Annotated in this window: 19 protein-coding genes and 1 pseudogene; 3 read left to right on the forward strand and 17 right to left on the reverse strand. The window is 69.0% G+C overall.

What is annotated here, in order from left to right; translation table 11 throughout:
• Nucleotides 1-51: 51 nt before the first annotated feature.
• The 6 genes from AWB92_RS14320 to AWB92_RS14345 form a co-directional block, all read right to left on the reverse strand.
• Nucleotides 52-1533 (reverse strand): HAMP domain-containing sensor histidine kinase, encoded by a 1482-nt coding sequence (locus tag AWB92_RS14320; protein WP_085186544.1) that lies wholly within the window; start codon nucleotides 1531-1533, stop codon nucleotides 52-54.
• Complete coding sequence (locus AWB92_RS14325; protein ID WP_085186542.1) at nucleotides 1533-2240, reverse strand: response regulator transcription factor; 708 nt, start codon at nucleotides 2238-2240, stop codon at nucleotides 1533-1535. The genes AWB92_RS14320 and AWB92_RS14325 overlap by 1 nt, the downstream gene beginning before the upstream one ends.
• A 101-nt stretch (nucleotides 2241-2341) precedes the next feature.
• Nucleotides 2342-3703: an MFS transporter gene (locus AWB92_RS14330; protein WP_085186540.1), complete on the reverse strand. Its 1362-nt coding sequence runs from the start codon at nucleotides 3701-3703 to the stop codon at nucleotides 2342-2344.
• Between the two features lie 95 nt (nucleotides 3704-3798).
• The gene (locus AWB92_RS14335) at nucleotides 3799-4155 is read right to left on the reverse strand and encodes a DoxX family protein (protein WP_068103239.1); all 357 of its coding nucleotides are present in this window, start codon (nucleotides 4153-4155) and stop codon (nucleotides 3799-3801) included.
• Nucleotides 4156-4165: 10 nt separating this feature from the next.
• Nucleotides 4166-5308, reverse strand: coding sequence for an SPFH domain-containing protein (locus AWB92_RS14340; RefSeq protein ID WP_085186538.1), 1143 nt, complete (start codon nucleotides 5306-5308; stop codon nucleotides 4166-4168).
• A 28-nt stretch (nucleotides 5309-5336) separates the two neighbouring features.
• Nucleotides 5337-5771 (reverse strand): NfeD family protein, encoded by a 435-nt coding sequence (locus AWB92_RS14345; protein ID WP_085186535.1) that lies wholly within the window; start codon nucleotides 5769-5771, stop codon nucleotides 5337-5339.
• Nucleotides 5772-5828: 57 nt separating this feature from the next.
• Between AWB92_RS14345 and AWB92_RS14350 the strand changes: the two genes are divergently transcribed.
• A complete protein-coding gene (locus AWB92_RS14350; protein ID WP_085186533.1) occupies nucleotides 5829-6749 on the forward strand; it encodes a hypothetical protein in 921 nt (306 codons plus the stop codon).
• Here the strand turns inward: AWB92_RS14350 and AWB92_RS14355 are convergent.
• The 9 genes and pseudogenes from AWB92_RS14355 to AWB92_RS14395 form a co-directional block, all read right to left on the reverse strand.
• Nucleotides 6721-7750 (reverse strand): annotated as a pseudogene (locus AWB92_RS14355) (ferrochelatase); the annotation flags it as partial. The gene AWB92_RS14350 and the pseudogene AWB92_RS14355 overlap by 29 nt on opposite strands.
• Before the next feature lie 6 nt (nucleotides 7751-7756).
• Nucleotides 7757-8566: an NADH-dependent enoyl-ACP reductase InhA gene (gene inhA, locus AWB92_RS14360; protein WP_068103250.1), complete on the reverse strand. Its 810-nt coding sequence runs from the start codon at nucleotides 8564-8566 to the stop codon at nucleotides 7757-7759.
• A 34-nt stretch (nucleotides 8567-8600) separates the two neighbouring features.
• On the reverse strand, nucleotides 8601-9365 hold the full coding sequence (fabG1, locus tag AWB92_RS14365) for a 3-oxoacyl-ACP reductase FabG1 (RefSeq protein ID WP_085186529.1): 765 nt from the start codon (nucleotides 9363-9365) through the stop codon (nucleotides 8601-8603).
• Nucleotides 9366-9486: 121 nt separating this feature from the next.
• Nucleotides 9487-10494, reverse strand: a complete 1008-nt coding sequence (locus AWB92_RS14370) for a VWA domain-containing protein (RefSeq protein WP_085186527.1) — start codon at nucleotides 10492-10494, stop codon at nucleotides 9487-9489.
• Complete coding sequence (locus AWB92_RS14375; RefSeq protein ID WP_068127098.1) at nucleotides 10491-11441, reverse strand: DUF58 domain-containing protein; 951 nt, start codon at nucleotides 11439-11441, stop codon at nucleotides 10491-10493. The genes AWB92_RS14370 and AWB92_RS14375 overlap by 4 nt, the downstream gene beginning before the upstream one ends.
• Nucleotides 11438-12568, reverse strand: a complete 1131-nt coding sequence (locus AWB92_RS14380) for a MoxR family ATPase (protein ID WP_067160734.1) — start codon at nucleotides 12566-12568, stop codon at nucleotides 11438-11440. Before AWB92_RS14380 ends, AWB92_RS14375 begins: the two co-directional genes overlap by 4 nt.
• A gap of 121 nt (nucleotides 12569-12689) precedes the next feature.
• Nucleotides 12690-13424, reverse strand: a complete 735-nt coding sequence (gene ripB, locus AWB92_RS14385; RefSeq protein WP_085186525.1) for an NlpC/P60 family peptidoglycan endopeptidase RipB — start codon at nucleotides 13422-13424, stop codon at nucleotides 12690-12692.
• A gap of 24 nt (nucleotides 13425-13448) precedes the next feature.
• Nucleotides 13449-14882, reverse strand: a complete 1434-nt coding sequence (gene ripA, locus AWB92_RS14390) for an NlpC/P60 family peptidoglycan endopeptidase RipA (RefSeq protein WP_085186523.1) — start codon at nucleotides 14880-14882, stop codon at nucleotides 13449-13451.
• A 250-nt stretch (nucleotides 14883-15132) separates the two neighbouring features.
• Nucleotides 15133-15672, reverse strand: a complete 540-nt coding sequence (locus AWB92_RS14395) for a DUF6676 family protein (protein ID WP_085186521.1) — start codon at nucleotides 15670-15672, stop codon at nucleotides 15133-15135.
• 153 nt (nucleotides 15673-15825) lie between these two features.
• Here AWB92_RS14395 and acnA point away from each other — a divergent pair, with 153 nt between their 5' ends.
• On the forward strand, nucleotides 15826-18636 hold the full coding sequence (gene acnA / locus AWB92_RS14400) for an aconitate hydratase AcnA (protein ID WP_085186519.1): 2811 nt from the start codon (nucleotides 15826-15828) through the stop codon (nucleotides 18634-18636).
• A gap of 12 nt (nucleotides 18637-18648) precedes the next feature.
• Nucleotides 18649-19230, forward strand: coding sequence for a TetR/AcrR family transcriptional regulator (locus AWB92_RS14405; protein WP_068108368.1), 582 nt, complete (start codon nucleotides 18649-18651; stop codon nucleotides 19228-19230).
• Between the two features lie 38 nt (nucleotides 19231-19268).
• Here AWB92_RS14405 and AWB92_RS14410 read toward each other — a convergent pair whose 3' ends face one another.
• Both AWB92_RS14410 and AWB92_RS14415 read right to left on the reverse strand, forming a co-directional pair.
• Complete coding sequence (locus AWB92_RS14410; protein WP_085186517.1) at nucleotides 19269-19475, reverse strand: helix-turn-helix domain-containing protein; 207 nt, start codon at nucleotides 19473-19475, stop codon at nucleotides 19269-19271.
• A 92-nt stretch (nucleotides 19476-19567) separates the two neighbouring features.
• The gene (locus tag AWB92_RS14415) at nucleotides 19568-21196 is read right to left on the reverse strand and encodes an ABC-F family ATP-binding cassette domain-containing protein (protein ID WP_068180502.1); all 1629 of its coding nucleotides are present in this window, start codon (nucleotides 21194-21196) and stop codon (nucleotides 19568-19570) included.
• Nucleotides 21197-21211 lie beyond the last annotated feature (15 nt).

The raw sequence follows: 21211 nt of genomic DNA on the forward strand, positions 1-21211 counted from the left end.
CTGACGAGCGGTGGTCGCCCCAACAATCCGGTTGGGGCGACCACCGCTCCCTCAATTCACGCCCGCGTCGAGCGGCAGGCTGAGCCGGAATTGAGCTCCGCCCTCGCGCGGCAGGCACGTCAGCTCCCCGCCATGGGCGCGCGCCAGCGCCCTGGCGATCGGCAGGCCCAGCCCGGCACCGCCGTGGTCTCGGGCGCGCCCGGCATCCAGGCGCACCAGCCGCTCGAAGATGCGGTCGCGTTCTTCGTCGGGAATACCGGGGCCGGTGTCGGTGACGGTCACCTCGGCCGCGTGGTCGCGGGAGCGCAGGTCGATGTGGATGGCGCCGGCCTCGGGGGTGTAGCGCCGGGCGTTGTCGAGCAGGTTGGACAGGATCTGCGCCAGCCGGTTCGGGTCCGCTTTCATCCGCAGTTCGTCCGGACCGGTCCGGATGACCGTGACGCCCGGCGCCAGCAGGGCCGCCCGGTCGGCTTCGGCGTCGACGACGGCGGCGAGGTCGACGTCTTGCAGATCCAGCGGCAGTCCCGCGTCGATGCGGCTCAGGTCGAGCATGTCGGCCACCAGGCGCCCGGCGCGGCGGGCGTCGGACAACAGCAGGCTGGCACGGCGGTACTGAGCACGGGCCGCGTCGTCGCGCTGCTGGCCGGCGTTGCTGACGAGTTGTTCGGCGGCCGCCTGGATGCCGGCGATCGGCGTGCGCAGCTCGTGCGCGGCGTCGACGAGAAATCGCCGGGTGGCCGCCTCGGCGCGCCGGGCATCCTCGGCCGAGCGCTGGGCCCGCCGCTCGGAGGCTTCCAGCGCCTCCAGCATTCCGTCGAAAGCTGCTGCGGCACGGCCTAATTCGGTATCGGCGCGCTTCGGGCGCAATCGTCGGCCGCGATCACCCGTCGCGATGTTGGTGGCCAGCGTGGTGAGCCGGTCCAGTGGCCGCAGCGCGACCCGGCTGACGGCGATCAGCAGCAGCGCCGCCACCAGCAGCGTCGCCACACCCGCGCCGATCATCAACTGGCGGAGCTCCCGGGTCACCTGCGTGGTCTGCGTCGTGTCCGCCACCAGGATCACGCGACCGCCGTCGGGCAACGGATGCACCAGCTCGGTGGCGGTCGCGTCCGGCGGCGGGGGCGGCGCGCCCGGCGGCGGCCCGAACGGCGGGTAACCGGGCGGTGGGTAGCCGGGCGGTGGCGGTGGCGGTGGCCCAAGCGGGGGAACGAACGCGCCGGTGGTGGTCTGCGGGCTGATCGCGGGGTCGCCGTAGGCCGTGCCGTCCGCGGTGACCACGAGCGCGCGCACGGTGCCGCCGCCCAGTTGGGCGGCGATCTGCTGCGGCGGCGTGCGCGCGATCGCCAGGGCGTCCGCGCGGGAGGTGGCCGCGAGAAGCCGGTCGTTGAGGTTTCGACGGGCCTGGGCGCGCACGGTGACGTCGATGATCATGCCCAGGATCAGCAACACGACGGCGAGCTCGCCAATAGCGACGACGACGACCCGGCGCTGCAGCGACGGCGTCGGGGTCGCCGGATCGGCTGGTGCCGTCATCATCGGTGGGCCTGCATGCGGTAGCCGATGCCGCGGACCGTGTGCACGATTCGCGGCCCGTGTGCCTCGAGCTTGCGGCGCAGCCCGCTGATGTGCACCTGCACCAGGTTGGGGTCGTAGGCGTCGTAGCCCCACACCGCGTTCAGGATCTGCGGGGCGCTCACGATTCGGCTGCGCTGTTCGACCAGGAATCGCAGCAACCGCAGCTCGGTGGCGGTCAGGTCCAGCGGATGTCCCGCGCGAACGGCGACCCCCGCGTCGACGTCGAGCATCAGGTCACCGACCTGGAGCGCCCGGGGCAGCCGTCCCCGCCGGCGCAACACCGCGCCGACCCGCGACACGAGTTCGGCCAGCTCGAACGGCTTGACGACGTAGTCGTCGGCCCCGCCGTCGAGGCCGCGCAGCCGGTCGTCGAGGCCGTCACGCGCGGTGATCAGCACGATGCCGGCGTCGCCCCAATCGCGGATCACCTGGATGAGCTCGAATCCGTCGCGGCCCGGCAGCATCACGTCGAGCACCACCAAGTCCGGCCGCAGGCCGTCGAGCGCGGCCTCCAGACCGTCGCCGTCGGGGCAGGCGTCGGCGTGGTATCCGGCGTCGGTCAGCGCCTCGCTGACCATCTCCCGGATCGTCTCGGAATCCTCGACCACCAGCACCCGCGGTGTGCCGGCCGCCGGGCGCTTGCCCGCGCGCGGGAAACTCACCATGCCTCATTGTTAGCGCCACTTTGCTGGACCTGCCTGTCCAGCCCGCTATCTTCAGGTTCGCTTCAAGTTCCCGGCCGCGCCGTCGGGCACCGCGCCAAGCGTCATGCCGGCTCCGCCCGTGCGGCCGCTGCCGCGCTGAGGTCGACGACACCGGAACCCAGCAGCGGCTTGCCCGCCACCTCCGGGGCGAAGATCAACGTGACGGCGCCGATGAGCCCGGCGAACATCAGCATGTACGCGGGCATCATCGGATTGCCGGTTCCGGCCACCAGCGTCTCGGCGATCAGCGGCGTGGTGCCGCCGAAGGCCGAAACCGCGATGTTGAACCCGATCGACACTGCGCCGTAGCGCACGTGGGTGGGAAACAGGGCGGGCAGGATCGCCGGCTCGAGGCTACTCAGGAAGAGCATGGGCAGGGCGACGAGCGCTACGCCGGCGAACTTCGTCGGATACGCCCCGCCGAACCGCATCAACGCGAACGCCGGCAGCGAGACCCCGACCAGCAGCCCGCAGCCCGTCCACATCAGCGGTTTGACCCCGATGCGGTCGGACAGCATCGCGACGAGGAGCACCCCGACCGTCAGGACGGCCAGCACCACCAGGACCATCACCAGGGCCGCGGTGTCCCCCACGCCCGCGGTCTTCTTGAGATAGGTCGGCACGTACCCGCTGACCATGTAGCTGGTGTCGGTGACCGCGAGCTCCACCCCGAGGCAGATCAGCAACCCTTTCCACTGCCGCACGACGGTCAGCACGAACTGGGTGCGGACGGAGATCGGCACCGCAACCTTGTGCACCTTCTCGTAGCCGGGGGACTCCTCGATCCGCGAACGCAGATAGATGGCGACCAGGCCGAGCGGCGCGGCCAGTAGAAACGGGATGCGCCAGCCCCAGCTCAGCATCTCGGCGCTCGGCAGCGCCGTCTGCAGCCCCGTCACCAGCACGGCGCCCACGACGAACCCGCCGAGCGTGCCCACCGGGAGGAATCCGGCCATCATCCCGCGTTTGTGGTCGGGGGCGTGTTCGGCGATGAACGTCATGGCGCCCGCGTACTCGCCGCCGGAGGAAAGTCCCTGACCGATGCGAATGACGGTGAGCAGGATGGGCGCCCAGATCCCGATGGCGTGGTAGCCGGGCAGCGCACCGGTCAGGGCGCCGCAGACCGCCATAAGCGATATCGTCATCACCAGCACGGGCTTGCGCCCGATCCGGTCGCCGAGCGGGCCGAAGATGAACCCACCGAGGGGCCGGACGACGAATCCCGCCGTCATCGTGCCGAATGTGGCGATCAGGTTGCCCGCGTCGGAATTGCTCCCGGGATAGAACGTCTGCGCAAGGAGCGTGGCGACGAGGCTGAACAGGGTGAAGTCGTACGCCTCCATGAAGTTGCCGATGGCGGTGCCCTGGATAGACCGCTGCGCCGCTCGTCGATCGGCGGCCCGGACCTCAGCATTTCGACTCATTGGGTAGGTCAGTTACCCGAAACGCCGCGCAACTAAGCGATCCCCGTCCGGGCTCGGCCGAAAAGCGCAGTCGTTCGCCAAGATTGAAGCGGGGACTAATCCCGCTCCGGGCCCTTGATCGTCATCGCCGCGAAGGTGGCCAAAAACGTCGCGGCGGGTAGGGCGTTGACGATCTTGTCCCGCGCCCGGATGTGCGCCCCAACGGCCAGGGTGAAATACAGCGTCAGCATCGCCGTCGTCAGCCTCGCCAGGCCGGGGAACCGGGTGACCGAGAGCAGACCGACCGCCGCGGCCGCCTTGACGACCGGCAGCACGGGTCGAATCTCGTCCGGCACCCCGACGTCGTCCAGAACTTTCTTGATCGGGGCCACCTGGACTCCGCACGCCACCGCGTCGACGGCGTGGAACACGGCAAGCGCCGCATAGGTTTTAGGTGAAGTCAGCGCACTCATGCACGCGAGCCTATTGGGTCAGCTGCGGCGGCGCGCCGGGCTCGCCGTCCACCGGCGCGCGGGCGCTCGCCTCGGCCTTGGCCACCGCCTGGGCGATCGCGGGGTCGGTCTCGGTGGAGAACCAGTCGGCGATGTCGGCGTCGTCGGACTCGGCGGCGTGCCTGGGCACGTCGTCCACCGGGGATGGCTGGAACCGGAACACGCCGTCCTCGCCGGGGGCACCCAGCAGTTTGGTGAAGCCCTGCAACGCCGAGCTGAAGTCGCTGGGCACCACCCACACCTTGTTGGCGTCACCGCGCGCCATCTCCGGCAGCGTCTGCAGGTACTGGTAGGCGAGCATCTCCGGGGTGGGCCTGCCGGCCTTGATCGCGGCGAACGTCTTCTCGATGGCCTTGGCCTGCCCCTGAGCCCGCAGGTAGGCCGCTGCGCGCTCACCCTGGGCGCGCAGCATGCGGGACTGCCGGTCGGCCTCGGCGGCCAGGATCGCGGCCTGCTTGGCGCCCTCGGCGGCCAGGATCTGCGCCTGCTTGGCTCCCTCGGCCTGGGTGATCGCGGCCTGCCGGTTCCCTTCGGCGGTCAGGATCATGGCCCGCTTTTCCCGGTCTGCCTTCATCTGCTTTTCCATCGAGGCCTGGATGGACGGCGGTGGGTCGATGCTGCGCAGCTCCACCCGGGCGACCCGCAGGCCCCAGCGGCCGGTGGCCTCGTCGAGCACACCGCGCAGCTGGCCGTTGATCATGTCGCGGGAGGTCAGCGTCTGCTCGAGCGTCATCCCGCCGACCACGTTGCGCAGCGTGGTCGTGGTGAGCTGCTCGACGCCGACGATGTAGTTGCTGATCTCGTAGACCGCCGCCTGCGGGACGGTGACCTGGAAGTAGACCACGGTGTCGATGTTGAGGGTCAGGTTGTCCTCGGTGATCACCGGCTGCGGCGGGAACGACACCACCCGCTCGCGCAGGTCCACCCGGGCGCGCACGCGGTCGATGAACGGCACCAGCAACGTCAGCTGCCCGCTGACCGTGCGGCTGTAACGGCCCAGACGCTCGATCACCGCGGCCTCGGCCTGCGGGATCAGCGCGACGGACTTCGCCACCACGATGATCCCAAAGACGATGATCGCAAGGGCCACCAGCAAGAGAGCGATCCCAGCCATCGTGCTTCCTCCTATTTCTCCAGAGGTATTACAGGTCCTTGAACACCACCGCGGTGGCGCCGTTGATCTGCATGACCGTCACCCGTTCGCCGGGTTCGTAGACATCGTTGTCGTTGAGTGGCCGGGCCGTCCATACCTGGCCGTCGAGCTTCACCTGGCCCTCGTCGCGGGCGACGCGGTCCAGCACCAGCGCGCTCTTGCCCTCCAGCGCCTTGATGCCGGTCGGCAGCCCCTTCGCGGGTGTGAGCCGGCGCCGCAGCGCCGGCCGCACCAAGACCAGCAGCAGCACCGAGACGACCACGAACACCGCCGCCTCGGCCCAGATCGGCCAGCCCACCAGCCATGTGCTGCCCGCGGCGGCCAGCGCGCCCCCGGAAAGCATCAACAAGGACATGTCGCCCGTCAGCGCCTCCGCACCGGCCAGCACCAGCGCGAATATGAGCCAAATCACCGCGGCGGGCATGCGGTCAGAATACGCGTAATCCGCCTTTGCCGGACCAAACAACTACACTCCGAGATCATGTGGTGTCCCAGTGTCTCGCTGTCCCTGTGGGCCAACGCCTGGCTCGCGGGCAAGGCCGCGCCCGACGATGTGTTGGACGCGTTATCCCTTTGGGCGCCAAAGCAATCGGTCACGGCGTATGATGCCGTCGCCGCGGGCCACACGGGACTGCCTTGGCCCGATGTGCACGACGCCGGGACGGTCACGCTGCTGCAGACGCTGCGCGCGGCGGTCGGCCGGCCGTCCGTGCCGGCGTCCGCAGGGTTGCCGGCTCGTTTGCGCGGGACCATCAGCGTGGTGCTGCCGGTGCCCGGCGACGTTCGTGGGCTGGCCGCGGGGACGCAGTTCGAGAGCGACGCGCTGGCCGCTGGCGAGGCCGTGATCATCGCCAACCCCGACGATCCGACCACCGCCGTCGGGCTGGTCCCCGAGTTCAGCTACGGCGATCTGGACGGCGCCAACGACGGCGCGGACCTACCCGAATTGTGTGCGCTGTCATGGACGGTGTACTCGCTGCCCGGCGCGCCGCCGCTGCATCACTACGAGCTCGGGGACGCGGAATACGCGCTGCGGTCCGCCGTACGCTCGGCCGCGGATGCCCTCGGCGCCATCGGCTTGGGCGCCGCCGCCGACGTCGACGATCCGCGCGGGCTCGTCGAGCAGCTCCTGGAATCGGCACGGCAGCACCGCATTCCCGACCATGCGCCGTCGCGAGCGCTGCGGGTGCTGGAGAACGCCGCGCACGTCGACGCCATCATCGCCGTCAGCGCCGGGCTGAGCCGGTCCGATTCCCCCGCGGACCGCATCGCCGCGGGCATCACGCAGTCGTCGTCACAGGCGCAGATCGCCACCGACGCGCTGCGCCCGCTGACCACCGTGGTGCGTTCGGCGCGGATGGCCGCGGTCGACGCGATCCTGCACTCGGCCTGGGCCGACTAATCCTGTTGGCGCGCCACGCAATGCGGGGGGCGGCACAGCGCGCCGTTGACGCTGGCGAGGCAGCCAGGCACCGGATCCCTTCCGGCGACCCGGGTCGGCGCCCGGCCGCGGCGGAGCTCGTCGATCAGGTCGGCGGCGAGCCGGGCGAATCGCCTGTCGGCGTTGGGAGTTGCGGCGCGGGCGAAGGCCAACCCTGCGGCCTCGGCCTGTAACCGCAACTCGTAGTCCAGATCCCACACCACCTCGATGTGGTCGGCAACGAAGCCGATCGGGCAGACGACGACGGCCTCGATGCCCGTTAGCGTCGCGAGGTGGTCCTCGACGCTCGGCTCCAACCACGGCACCTGCGGCGGGCCCGAGCGCGACTGCCAGGCCAGGTCGTAGTCGGTGTAGCCGGCGGCCGCCGCGACCAGCCTTGCGGCATAGGCGACTTGGCGGCTGTAGAGCTGGGGACCGAAGCGCTGATCGGCGGCCACCGGGACCGAGTGCGCGGTGAAGACCAGCCGGGCGCCCTCCGGCACGGTTTCGGCGGCGGCGGTGACGGCCCCGGCGAACATCTCGACGAAAAGCGGATGGTCGAAATACGGCCGCAGCTTTACCAATTCGGGCGAGCCCGGGCCGGCCACCCGGCGTGCCCGGGCGATGTCTTCGACATACTGGGTGCAGCTGGAATATCCGCTCCACGCCGACGTGGTGAACACCGCGGCACGACGAACACCGTTGTCCCGCATCGTCGCGACGGTGTCCTCGACGTAGGGTTCCCAATTGCGGTTGCCGAAATACACCGGCAGATCCAGTTCCGCGCGCAGCTCGGCGATCAGGGCGCGGTTGATGCGGTTGATCGGCGAAACTCCGCCGAAATGCAGGTAGTGCTCGGCGACTTCGTCGAGGCGCTCGGGCGGCACGTTGCGGCCCCGGGTGACGTTCTCCAGGAACGGCCGCACCTGCTCGGGGCCCTCCGGCCCGCCGAAGGACAAGAGCAGGACGGCGTCGAAATCCATTACGCGCTAAAGCAACTGAGTGCTGGCGCCGCCGTCGGCGTAGATGACGGTGCCGGTGGTGGCCGGTAGCCAGTCGGACAGCAGTGCGCACACCGTCTTGGCGACCGGCGTCGCGTCCTTCATGTTCCAACCGAGCGGGGCGCGCTGATCCCAGCCCTCCTCGAGCAGGTGAATCTGGGCGCCCGCCTCCTCGCCGAGCGCGCCGCCGACGATCGCGCTCATCGCGAGCGTCCGAATCGGCCCCGCGGCAACGAGATTCGAGCGCACACCGTACTTGCCGGCCTCTCGAGCCACGAACCGGTTCACCGACTCCAGCGCGCTCTTGGCGACGGTCATCCAGTTGTAGGCCGGCATCGCGCGCGACGGGTCAAAGTCCATGCCGACGATCCCGCCGCCGGGGTTCATGATCGGCAGCAGCGCCTTGGCCAGCGAGGCATACGAATACGCGGAGATGTGGATGCCCTTGGCGACGTCCTCGTAGGGGGCGTCGAAGAAGGGATTGATACCCATCCCGCTCTGCGGCATGAAGCCGATCGAATGCACCACGCCGTCAAGCTTGTTGCCCTCGCCGATCACCTCGGTGACCCGGTCGGCCAGGGTGGCGAGGTGCTTCTCGTCCTGCACGTCGAGTTCGATCAGCGGGGCCTTGGCCGGCAACCGGTCGGCGATGCGCTGGATCAGCCGCAGCCGGTCGAATCCGGTCAGCACCAGTTCGGCCCCCTGCTCCTGGGCCACCCGCGCGATGTGGAAAGCGATCGACGAGTCGGTGATGATTCCGGTGACCAGAATCCGTTTGCCTTCGAGCAGTCCTGCCATATCCGTCCTTCTCGTCTTTTTCGTGCTTCGTGACTCAGTGGCCCATGCCCATGCCGCCGTCGACCGGAATGACCGCGCCGGCGATGTAGCTCGCATCCTCGGAAGCCAGGAAGCTGACCGCCCCGGCGACCTCGGCGGCGGTGCCGACCCGCTTGGCCGGGATGAATTCCAGTGCGCCCGCCTGGATGCGCTCGTCCAGTGAGCGGGTCATCTCGGTGTCGATGTAGCCGGGGGCGACCACGTTGGCCGTCACCCCGGCCTTGGACAGCTCACGCGAGATCGAGCGTGCCATGCCGATCAGGCCGGCCTTGGCGGCCGCGTAGTTGGACTGGTTACCGATGCCCCACATGCCGGACACCGACCCGATGAAGATGATGCGGCCGAACCGCTTCTTCTGCATGCTGCGCGACGCCCGCTGGGCCACCCGGAACGCCCCGGTGAGGTTGGCGTTGATGACCTCTTCGAACCGCTCCTCGGTCATCCGGATCAGGAAGGCGTCTTTGGAGATGCCGGCGTTGGACACCAGCACCTCGACCGGGCCCTGGTGCTCCTCGACCTCTTTGAACGCGCGGTCGACGGCGTCCTTGTCGGTGACGTCACACATGACCCCGAACAGCCCCTCGGGTGCCCCGGATCCGCGGTGCGTGACGGCCACCTTGTGCCCGTCGGCGGCCAGCCGCTGGGCGATCGCCAGACCGATCCCCCGGTTTCCCCCCGTCACCAGGACCGAGCGAGATACGAATGCGGGTCTGCCGTAGTCGGCGGCACTTTCGGTGTTCTCCGTGGCTGTGTCAGTCACCCCGTCAACCTATCGCCTCACGGCGCGTGCCCCGAAATCTGCCCCCTGTCGTGCCGCGAGCGTCACACTGGCGCGACGCTCGACGCCCACCGCCACGCTGGCGTGACGCTCGGCGGCAGAATCACGTCGGCAGGCGCCGGTTGATCAGCAGCGCGGCCAGCCCCGCGACGGCCAGTACCAGCGCGCCCAGCCGCAGCCAGCCCGTGCTGGCGTCGCCCTTGATCGTCTCGTAGCCGATCTGCTGCTGCAGCGACGCGTAGACGGCTTTCAGCTCGGCCAGGCTGGCGGCGTTGTACCAATTCCCACCGGAGAGCTCGGCGACCTTCTTCATGGTGGAGTCGTCGACGGGAACGGGCTGGCGCTGGTCGTTGATCTCGACGAAGCCGTAGGGCGTGCCGAACGAGATCGTCGAGATCGGCACGCCCTGGTCCTTGGCGGTGCGCGCGGCGGTGAAGGCGCCCTTGGGATTGTCCGGGTTGGTCGGCATCGTCTCCTTGCCGTCGGAGAACAGCACGATGCGCGCCGGCGGCGGGGTGTCGCCGCCACCGATCACCGCGCCGACGGTGGCGATGGCCTGCAACGCGGTGAAGATGCCCTCCCCGGTGGCGGTGCGGTCGGCGAACTGGAGCTTGTCCAGCGCGTTCTTCGTCGCCTCCCGGTTGGTTGTCGGCGACACCAGCACGGTCGCGGTGCCGGCGTACTCGATCAGGCCGAGGTTGATGCCGGGGGTCAGCTCGTCGGCGAACGCCTTCGCGGCCTCCTGCGCGGCTGCCATGCGATTGGGCGGGACGTCGGTGGCGCGCATCGACTGCGACACGTCGATCACCAGCATCACCACCGCGCGGTTGCGCGGGATCCGGACGTCGTTCGTCGGCCCCGCCATCGCGATCGTGAACAGCACCAGCGCCAACACCAGCAGGATCGCCGGCACGTGCCGCCAACGCGAAGGACGTTGGGGTGCAACGCTTTCCAGCAGCTCCATGTTCGCAAATCGCAGCATCCGCCGCTGCCGCGCGAGTTGGAGCACGATGTACAGCGCGGCCAACCCGACGGCGGCGAACAGGAAAAGGAAAAACCAAGCGTGTGCGAAGCCCGACAGCGTCATCGGGCCCAGCAGGGGCAGTGTCACTGCCGGCCCGCCAGTGCCCCGCGACGGCGGGACTCGACGAAGCGGACGATGTCGGCGATCCAGTCCCGGTCGGTGCGCAGCGTCAGCACCGGGGCCCCGCAGCTGCGGATGGTGCGGGACACCTCGGCGCGGTGAGCCGCGGCCGCCTTGGCGAAGTCGTCACGCAGCTGGGCGTCGATGGTGAATTCCCGGGTGACCCCGGTTTCCGCGTCCTGTAACACCACGTCGCCGATGTCGGGCAGCTCGACGTCGCGCGGGTCGAGCACCTCGATCGCCAGCACCTCGTGGCGGGCCGCGATCGCCCGCAGCGGGCGCATCCAGTTGATGGGGCCCAGGAAGTCGCTGATGATGACGGCCATGCCGCGGCGCCGCTCGGGCCGGCGCAACGCGTCGATCGCGGTCGCCAGATCGCCGCGCACGCCGACCGGCGCCCTGGGCGTGGTGGCGATGGTGCGCAGCAGCGTCTGCTCGTGCTGGCGCCCCGATCGGGCCGGGACCCGGGTGATGGTCGCGCCGGTGGCGATGATCGCGCCGAGCCGGTTGCCGCCGCCACTGTTGAGGAACGTGATCGCCGCCGCGGCGGCCACCGCCAGGTCGCGCTTCTCGCACACCGTGGTGCCGAAGTCCAGGCTGGCCGACATGTCGACCACCATCCACGTCTCCAGCTCGCGGTCGGCGATCATCTGCCGGACGTGCGGGTGCATGGTGCGCGCGGTGACGGCCCAGTCCATCCGCCGGACGTCGTCGCCGGGCTGGTACTCGCGCGACTCCCCCGGCTCGGTGCCTGGCCCCGGGATCAGGCCGAGGTGGTCGCCGTGCAGGACCCCGTCGAGCTTGCGCTTGACCGTGAGCTCGAGCTGGCGCAACGCCGCCGACAGTTTCGGGTCGTCAATCTGCCCGCGCTCGAACGATGGCGGATGACGCACCGCCTTGTGGGGTTCGGTCACCGACCGCTGGCCGCCACGGTCTGCATCACCGGGGGAACCGAATGACCTTGCTGCGGAACGGCATTCACCTGCGGCAGGGCCACCGTCTGCAGGATCCGGTTGATGACGATCTCCGGCGAGATCTCGTCGGCGAGCGCGTCATAGGTCAGTATCAACCGGTGCCGCAGCACGTCGGGGATGACCTCCACGACGTCCTGCGGGATCACGTAGTCGCGACCGCGGACCAGCGCCAACGAGCGGGCGCCGGCGATGATGCCCAGCGAGGCGCGCGGTGACGCACCGAACGAGACCCAGGTCTTGACGTCGTTCATGCCGAGCTGCTCGGGGTTGCGGGTGGCGGTGACGACGCGCACCACGTAGTCGACCAGCGCGTGGTGGACGAAGACGTTGGACGCGATGTCCTGCAGCCGCAGCAGGTCGCCGGTGTTCAGGATCTGCTTGGGCACCGGCGGCTTGACGCCCATCCGGTAGATGATCTCCCGCTCCTCCTCCGGCGACGGGTAGCCGACGTTGATCTTGAACAGGAAGCGGTCGCGCTGGGCCTCGGGCAGCGGGTAGACGCCCTCGTGCTCGATCGGGTTCTGGGTGGCCATCACCAGGAACGGGTTGGGCAGCGGGAAGGTCTTGCCGCCGATCGACACGTGGCGTTCCTGCATGACCTCCAGCAGCGCCGACTGCACCTTCGCCGGCGCGCGGTTGATCTCGTCGGCGAGCAGGAAGTTGACCACCACCGGGCCGAGCTCGGTGTCGAACTCCTCCTTGCCCTGCCGGTAGATGCGGGTACCGATGATGTCGGTGGGCACCAGGTCGGGCGTGAACTGGATGCGCGCGAACGTCCCGCCGACCACGCGCGCGAAGGTCTCCACGGCCAGCGTCTTGGCCACGCCGGGCACACCCTCGAGCAACACGTGCCCCTTGGACAACAGGCCGACCAGCATCCGCTCCACAAGCTGGTCCTGCCCGACGATGATCCGCTTGACCTCGAAGATGGCCCGCTCCAGCGTGTGGACCTCGGCGGCCAGCCCATTACCGCCGCCTGGAGGCGCCTCGTGCGCCGGAGGGCCGGACGGACCACCCTGGCCCGGGTAATTGCTGGCGCCCGGGGGCGGCCCACCTGCTGATGTCATCAAGAACCCTCCACGCTCAACTGGACACGACTGCCGGGCAGCGACGTGCCCTCGACCAACTATTCCAGGCCAGCCGGTTTCCGTCGACGCTCGCCCGGCTGATGCCTCGCCGGCCCCGCGATCAGTACTCGATGATCCTAGTCAGGAACGGCGTCATGCCGGGCTTGCGCACCGGGCTCACGGTGACCTTGCCGGCGAGGCTGGACGCCTCGAGCATCTGCCCGTTGCCCAGGTACATGGTGACGTGCTGGCCGCCGTTCGGGCCGTAGAAGATGAGGTCGCCGCGCCTCGCCTGGTCGGGCGGAATGTGGCGACCGGCGTTGTACTGGTCACCGGAGAACCGTGGGATCAGCACGCCGACACCGGCGAAGCCGTAGCGCATCAGCCCCGAACAGTCGAAACCGTTGATGTTGGCCCCGTCGCCGACGCCCTTGCTGGGCCCGTCCAGCGAGCCGCCGCCCCACGAATACGGGACCCCCATCTGCGATCCCATCCGCTTGATCACATATTCGATGGCCTGCCTGCCGTAGACCCGCGGAATCTTGCCGCCGGGGTTGGTGGGGGTCGCCGCCGTCGGCGCCGGGTCACCGCCGAGGTTGATCCCCAGCCCGCCGAGGAATTGCTTGCCCAGGTCCAGCGTGGTCTGGGTCGCTTGGGCGGTGGCCTGCAGCGAGGCGTTGGCGACGGCGAGCGGATCGCCCGGCGCGCCGGCGCTGATGGTGGCCGGCAGGGTGGGATCCCACTGGCCGGGGTCGGCCCTAACCACTGGAGCGGGGCTGGCCACAGACAACATCAGCCCGGCCACCACAGCGGTGATCCAGGCGAAGTTGGTCAGGCGAAACCTATTGCGGCGCATAGCTCCTCGTTCAGTAGTTGATCGTCACCATTCGATGTAGCGGACCACGTACGGCGTCATCCCGCTGGTGCGCACGGGCGCGACGCGAACCTTCAATCCGATGTCGGGAGCCTCGAGCATCTGGCCGTCGCCGAGGTAGATCGTCACGTGCTGGCTGCCGCCGGGTCCGTAGAAGATGACGTCCCCACGGCGCATCTGCGCCGACGGGATCTTGCGGCCCAGGTTGTACTGCGAACCCGAGTAGTGCGGCAGCTTGATGCCCACGCCGGCGAACGAGTACAGGACCAGGCCCGAACAGTCGAAGCCGGTGATCCCGGCGCCGGAGTCGATGCCCTTGCTGGGCCCGGCCGCGTTGCCGCCGCCCCACGAATAGGGCACGCCGATCTGCGACATGCCGCGCCGGATCACGTATTCGGTGGCCTGCCGCCCGTACACCCGGGGGATGCGGCCGGCGGTGCCGCCGGGTGCGGCGTTGGTGATGCCGGTGTCGTCGGGCTTGAGGATGCCCAGCTGCTGCAAGAAGCTTCGGCCCATGCCGGCAGTGACCTGCGTCGACGTGGCCGAGATGCCCAGCACCTGGTTGATGACGGCGATCGGGTCACCGGGAACGTTGGCGCTGGGCACCATGGGCAGCGTCGGGTCCCACAGGCCATCCCACCGCCGGCCCCCGGAATGCGGGGCGCCGGCCGGGGAACCCGGATCCCACCGGTCCCCGGAGACGGCGACGCCGGGCGAGCCGTGCTCGGCCGCCCATTCACGCTGGGCCGCTACGAGTTTCGCCTGGGCCTGGTCCCGCTCGTCGGCCAGGCGGGTGGCCAGTTCACGCTGGTCGTTGAACTTGCGCTTGGAATCGGTGAGCGCGGCCACCGCGGCGTCCTGGCTGGCCTTGGCGTCGGCGGCGGCCTTGTCGGCCTTCTGCTTGGCCAGCCGCGCCGCCGACTCCTTGTTCACCTGCTCGGTCCGGGCCCGCTGCAGCTTGTCCATCACCGCCTGGGAGCTCGCGGTCAGGGTCTCGGCGGCGCTTTGGGTCGCGATCATGTCTTCCGGGCTGGTCGCGGTCAGGTAGCTGCCCGACGGCCCGTTCATGTAGGTGGCCGCCGCGAAGGTGTTGAACCGGTGCTGGGCCGCGGCGATCGCCGCGTTGGCGTCCTTGACGGCCTGCTGGCTGGCCTCGACGTCGTGCTCGGCGGCGGTCGCGTTGTCCCGCGCGGTCTCGACGTCGACCAGTGCCTTGTTGACGCTTTCCTGCTCGGTCTGGATTTCGGCCGTCAGGTCTTCCAGGCGCTGGTTGGCCTTGGCGACGTTCGCGATCAACGCGGCCATGCTGTCCGCGGCGGGGTCGGCGTCGGCCAGGCCCGGGGTGGACATCAGCATGGCCACGCTCAGCACCGACGGAACGACCGGCCGGAGCAACCTGATGGCCGGTCGCGCAGAGGGTCCCCAGCGCGTACGTCTCATTCGACAGGTCTCCTACGGCTCAACGCGGACGGGCGGCGCCAGGCACGGCCTTTCTGAAGACGCCACAAACAACACGAGCACCATTTGCACCGTACGTCACATATGACGCGGTGGAAACGCTAGTCACAAACTGCACTCTTGACGTGCGTTTAATGTGACCGAACGGTGACCTGCGGTGTTTGCCGCGCAGAGTCCGGGCCGACCGCCCCATCAGTTGACCCGCGCCGGATGCGCGTGTCAGACGCCGTTACTAGGCGCCCTCGGGCGGTTCCGCCGTCGTGCCCGGCGCCTCGGCCGGCGTTGCTGCGTGCTTGGCGCGCAACTGCAGGAATCGGGTGCCCACGGCCGCCGCGAACACCGCGATCAGCAGGAAGATGGTCAAGCCCGTCCAGGGGAACTCGGGCGTATTCAACTCGTGCAGGAAATGCTGCGCCGAGACGACCGGGTTGCCCGTCTTGGCGTTGTCCTCGCCGGCCTCGAGCGTCACGCGCGGAAATTGCGTGCTGTAGGTGCCGACGTAGCTCGGGCTCAAGGTCAGCACGGTGGCGTCGTGATAGTCGGCGCCGACGACGGTGGAGATGTCGCGCAGCGGGGTGTCGTTCGGCGGGTTGTGGTCGAGCAGCACGATCTTGAGGTTGATGCCATCGGCGTGCGCCTGGTTGACGATGTCGAGCAGGCCAGGCATCGCGGCCGGCGGGGCGCTGACGCCAGTGGCGGCGACCTGCGCCTTGATCGCGGTCATGTCGACGTCCACCGGAATGTAGAGCGGCAGGATCGGGTGCCCGGTCATGCCGACACTGTAATGGGGCTTTCAACCCGCGCCGCGCGCGACAAGACTGGGACTAGGGGCACCCGCCGTAATACAGGACAAGCGTACTGTTAAAGTGGTACCGCACCGCCGACATGGCCCGTCGGCGGAAGAACTTAATCCTTGGGAGTTGAAGTGACTGATTCTGTGAACTCGTTCGGAGCCCGCGACACCCTCAAGGTCGGCGACAAGAGTTACCAGATCTACCGCCTGGACGCCGTCCCCAATACCGAGAAACTCCCCTACAGCCTCAAGGTGCTGGCCGAGAACCTGCTGCGCAACGAGGACGGCAGCAACATCACCAAGGACCACATCGAGGCCATCGCGAACTGGGATCCCAAGGCGGAGCCCAGCATTGAGATCCAGTACACGCCGGCCCGCGTGGTGATGCAGGACTTCACCGGCGTGCCGTGCATCGTCGACCTGGCCACCATGCGCGAGGCCATCGGCGACCTCGGCGGCAGCCCGGCCAAGGTCAACCCCCTGGCCCCCGCCGACCTGGTGATCGACCACTCGGTGATCGCCGACCTGTTCGGCACCGCCGACGCGTTCGAGCGCAACGTCGAGATCGAGTATCAGCGCAACGGCGAGCGCTACCAGTTCTTGCGTTGGGGGCAAGGCGCTTTCGACGACTTCAAGGTGGTGCCGCCGGGCACCGGCATCGTGCACCAGGTCAACATCGAGTACCTGGCGAGCGTCGTGATGGACCGCGACGGGGTGGCGTATCCCGACACCTGCGTGGGCACCGACTCGCACACCACGATGGTCAACGGCCTTGGCGTGCTCGGCTGGGGCGTGGGCGGCATCGAGGCCGAGGCCGCGATGCTTGGCCAGCCGGTGTCGATGCTCATCCCCCGGGTCGTCGGCTTCAAGCTGACCGGTGAGATCCAGGCCGGCGTCACGGCCACCGACGTCGTGCTGACGGTGACCGAGATGCTGCGCAAGCACGGCGTGGTCGGCAAGTTCGTCGAGTTCTACGGCGAGGGCGTGGCCGAGGTGCCGCTGGCCAACCGCGCCACCCTGGGCAACATGAGCCCCGAATTCGGTTCCACCGCAGCCATTTTCCCGATCGACGAGGAGACCATCTCCTACCTGCGCTTCACCGGGCGCACCGACGAGCAGCTGGCACTGGTCGAGGCGTACGCCAAGGAGCAGGGCATGTGGCACGACCCCAAGCACGAGCCGGCCTTCTCCGAATACCTCGAACTCAACCTGTCCGACGTGGTGCCGTCGATCGCCGGCCCCAAGCGCCCGCAGGACCGGATCGCGTTGTCGGAGGCGAAAGCGACGTTCCGCGAGCAGATTACGAGCTACGTCGGCGACGACCCCGACAAGAAGGACTACTCGAAGCTGGACGAGGCGGTCGACGAGTCCTTCCCCGCGAGCGACCCGGGTGCGCTGGAGAACGGGCACGCCGACGACGCCCCGAAGGTGGAGTCGGCCGCGAAGCACGCGAAGGGCCGGGTGAGCAACCCTGTGACGGTGCGCTCTGACGAGCGCGGCGAGTTCGTGCTCGACCACGGTGCCGTGGTGATCGCCGCGATCACGTCGTGCACCAACACCTCCAACCCGGAGGTGATGCTGGGCGCGGCGCTGCTGGCGCGCAATGCCGTCGAGACGGGGCTTGCGTCCAAGCCGTGGGTGAAGACCACCATGGCGCCCGGCTCCCAGGTGGTCCACGACTACTACGACAAGGCCGGCCTGTGGCCGTACCTGGAGAAGCTCGGCTTCTATCTCGTCGGCTACGGCTGCACGACGTGCATCGGCAACTCCGGCCCGCTACCCGACGAGATCTCAAAGGCCATCAACGACAACGACCTTTCGGTGGCGGCGGTGCTGAGCGGCAACCGGAACTTCGAGGGCCGGATCAACCCCGACGTGAAGATGAACTACCTGGCGTCGCCGCCGCTGGTGGTCGCGTACGCGCTGGCCGGGACCATGGACTTCGACTTCGATCAGCAGCCGCTCGGTACTGATAAGGAAGGCAAAGAGGTCTACTTAAAGGACATTTGGCCGTCGCAGAAGGACGTCTCCGACACCATCGCCTCGGCGATCAGCCAGGAGATGTTCACCAAGAACTACGCCGACGTGTTCAAGGGTGACGAGCGCTGGCGCAACCTGCCGACCCCCAGCGGCAACACCTTTGAGTGGGACCCGGATTCGACGTACGTGCGCAAGCCCCCGTACTTCGAGGGCATGTCGGCCGACCCGGAGCCGGTCAAGGACATCTCCGGGGCCCGGGTGCTGGCGCTGCTGGGCGATTCGGTGACCACCGACCACATCTCCCCCGCCGGCAGCATCAAGCCGGGCACGCCCGCCGCGCAGTACCTCGACGAGCACGGCGTGGACCGCAAGGACTACAACTCCTTCGGCTCGCGGCGCGGCAACCACGAGGTGATGATTCGCGGCACCTTCGCCAACATCCGGCTGCGCAACCAGTTGCTCGACGATGTCGCCGGCGGCTACACGCGCGACTTCACCCAGGACGGCGGCCCGCAGGCGTTCATCTACGACGCGGCGCAAAACTATGCGGCACAGAACATTCCGCTGGTCGTGCTGGGCGGCAAGGAATACGGGTCGGGCTCGTCACGCGACTGGGCGGCCAAGGGCACGCTGCTGCTGGGGGTGCGGGCGGTGATCGCCGAGTCGTTCGAGCGCATCCACCGGTCCAACCTGATCGGCATGGGCGTCATCCCGCTGCAGTTCCCGGAGGGCAAGGCCGCCGGCGACTTGGGGCTGGACGGGACCGAGGTCTTCGACATCACCGGCATCGAGGCGCTCAACGACGGCAAGACCCCGAAGACGGTGAAGGTCAAGGCCACCAAGGACGGTAGTGACCCGATCGAGTTCGACGCGGTGGTGCGAATCGACACCCCCGGCGAGGCCGACTACTACCGCAACGGCGGCATCCTGCAGTATGTGCTGCGCAACATGCTGAAGTCATAGCCGTCGCCGCCTGTGCCAAAAGTCAGCGAGGACCATCTGGCGGCTCGCCGCCGCCAGATCCTCGACGGTGCCCGCCATTGCTTCGCCGAATACGGCTACGACAAGGCCACGGTGCGCCGGCTGGAGAAGGCGATCGGGATGTCGCGCGGCGCGATCTTCCACCACTTCCGCGACAAGGACGCGTTGTTCTTCGCGCTGGCGCACGAGGACGCCGAGCGGATGGCCGACGTGGCGTCCCGGGAGGGGCTGATCCAGGTGATGCGCGACATGCTCGCCGCGCCCGACCAATTCGACTGGCTAGCGACCCGGCTGGAGATCGCGCGCAAGCTGCGCAACGATCCGGTTTTCAGCCAGGGCTGGGCGGATCGCTCCGCGGAACTGGCGGCGGCGACCACCGATCGGCTGCGTCGGCAAAAGGAGGCGCACCGGGTGCGCGACGACGTTCCCGGCGACGTCCTGCAGTGTTACCTAGAACTGGTGCTCGACGGCTTGGTGGCCCGGCTGGCATCCGGTGAGGATCCGCGCCGGCTGTCCGCGGTCCTCGATCTGGTGGAAAAGTCGGTGCGGCGCAAGGAGTCTGGGGCGCAAGCGTAACGCCACTGCGAATGAGGGGACGTACTTTCGCAGTGACGCTACGCCCGCGCGGACTGGCGCCGGGCCGAAGTGTGGTTGGGGCCGCCGCGGCCGCGCAGCGTGGTGCCGGACTCGAGCAGCATGCTGTGAACCGATCCGTACGACCTGCCGGTGGTGGCCGCCAGGTTGCGGATGCTGGCGCCGCCCTCGTAGGCGTTGCGCAGTTCGTGCAACATCTGCTCGCGCGTCTTCTTCGGCTTGCGCACTGCGCTCTTCAACGTCCCCTCCATGCTGTGGGCTCGATCCCCAAGCACATAGAGTAAGAAGCCGTCGCCGGCCGCGGGCCGATTTGGCGAAATCAGGCCAGTTCGATGAGATCCCGGTAGTCGTCGGACCAGTAGTCCTCGGTGCCGTCGGGCAAGAGCACGACGCGTTGCGGGTCGAGGGCCTCGGCCGCGCCCGGGTCGTGGGTCACCAGTACCACCGCGCCGAGGTAGCTGCGCAGCGCGTCGAGCACCTGTTCGCGCGACGCCGGATCGAGGTTGTTGGTGGGTTCGTCGAGCAGCAGCACGTTGGCCGTGGAGGCCACCAGGCCGGCCAGCGCGAGCCGGGTCTTCTCGCCGCCGGAGAGCGTCCCCGCCGGTTGGTCGAGCTGCGGACCGCTGAACATGAACGCGCCGAGCAGGCCCCGCAGCTCCTGCTCACCAGACTCGGGCGCGGCGTGCCGGATGTTCTCCCAGACCGTCGCGTCGTTGTCGAGCGTGTCGTGCTCCTGCGCGAAATATCCGATCCGCAAACCGTGTCCGGGCTCGAGCGCCCCGCTGTCGGGGGTCTCGACGCCGGCCAGCAGGCGCAGCAGCGTGGTCTTGCCCGCCCCGTTGAGGCCCAGCACGACCACACGCGAGCCGCGGTCGATGGCCAGGTCGACACCGCTGAACACCTCGAGCGACCCGTACGACTTGGAAAGCCCCTTGGCGACCAGTGGCGTGCGTCCGCACGGGGCCGGGGTGGGGAACTTGATGCGGGCCACCTTGTCGGCGACCCGTTCCTCGTCGAGCGCCGCCATCATCCGGTCGGCGCGGCGCAGCATGTTCTGCGCCGCAACGGCTTTGGTGGCCTTGGCGCCCAGCTTGGCGGCCTGGGTGCGCAGCGCGGCCGCCTTGCGCTCGGCGTTGGCTCGTTCGCGGCGGCGGCGCTGCTCGTCCGTCGCCCGGGCGTCGAGGTACTTCTGCCAGCCCATGTTGTAGACGTCGACCTCGCCGCGCACCGCGTCCAAGAACCACACCCGGTTGACGACGTCGGCGAGCAGCTCGACGTTGTGGCTAATGAGCACGAGCCCGCCGGTGTGCGCCCGCAGGAAATCGCGCAGCCAGCCAAGCGAATCCGCGTCGAGGTGGTTGGTCGGCTCGTCCAGCAGCAGGGTGGTGGACGACCCGGCGCCGCTATCGGATGCGGCGAACAGGATGCGCGCCAGCTCCACGCGGCGGCGCTGCCCGCCGGACAGCGTGCGCAACTTCTGCGTCAGCACCCGTTCCGGCAGGCCGAGACTCGCGCAGATGCGGCCGGCTTCGCTCTCGGCGCCGTAGCCGCCCAACGCCACGAAGCGCTCCTCCAGCTGCCCGTAGCGACGGATCGCGCGGTCCCGCGCGTCGTCGTCGGCGACCTCGGCCATCAGCGCCTGCTGCTTCTCCAAGTCGGTGAGCAGCACGTCCAATCCGCGCGCCGACAGCACCCGGTCGCGGGCCAGGACGTCGAGATCACCCTCTTTGGGATCCTGTGGGAGATAACCGATTTCGCCGATCTGGGCCACCGATCCGGCGTAGGGCTGGCTCTCGCCCGCCAGGATGCGCAGAGTCGTCGTCTTGCCCGCCCCGTTGCGACCCACCAGCCCGATGCGGTCGCCGGGCTGCACGCGCAGGTCCGGGCCGTCGGGTGAGAGCAAGATGCGCGCTCCAGCGCGGACCTCGAGGTCCGTGGCCGTGATCACATCCGCTCCCTCGTG

Origin of the sequence: Mycobacterium sp. IEC1808, assembly GCF_002101935.1 — a bacterium.
In the GTDB taxonomy this organism is placed as follows: Bacteria; Actinomycetota; Actinomycetes; order Mycobacteriales; family Mycobacteriaceae; genus Mycobacterium.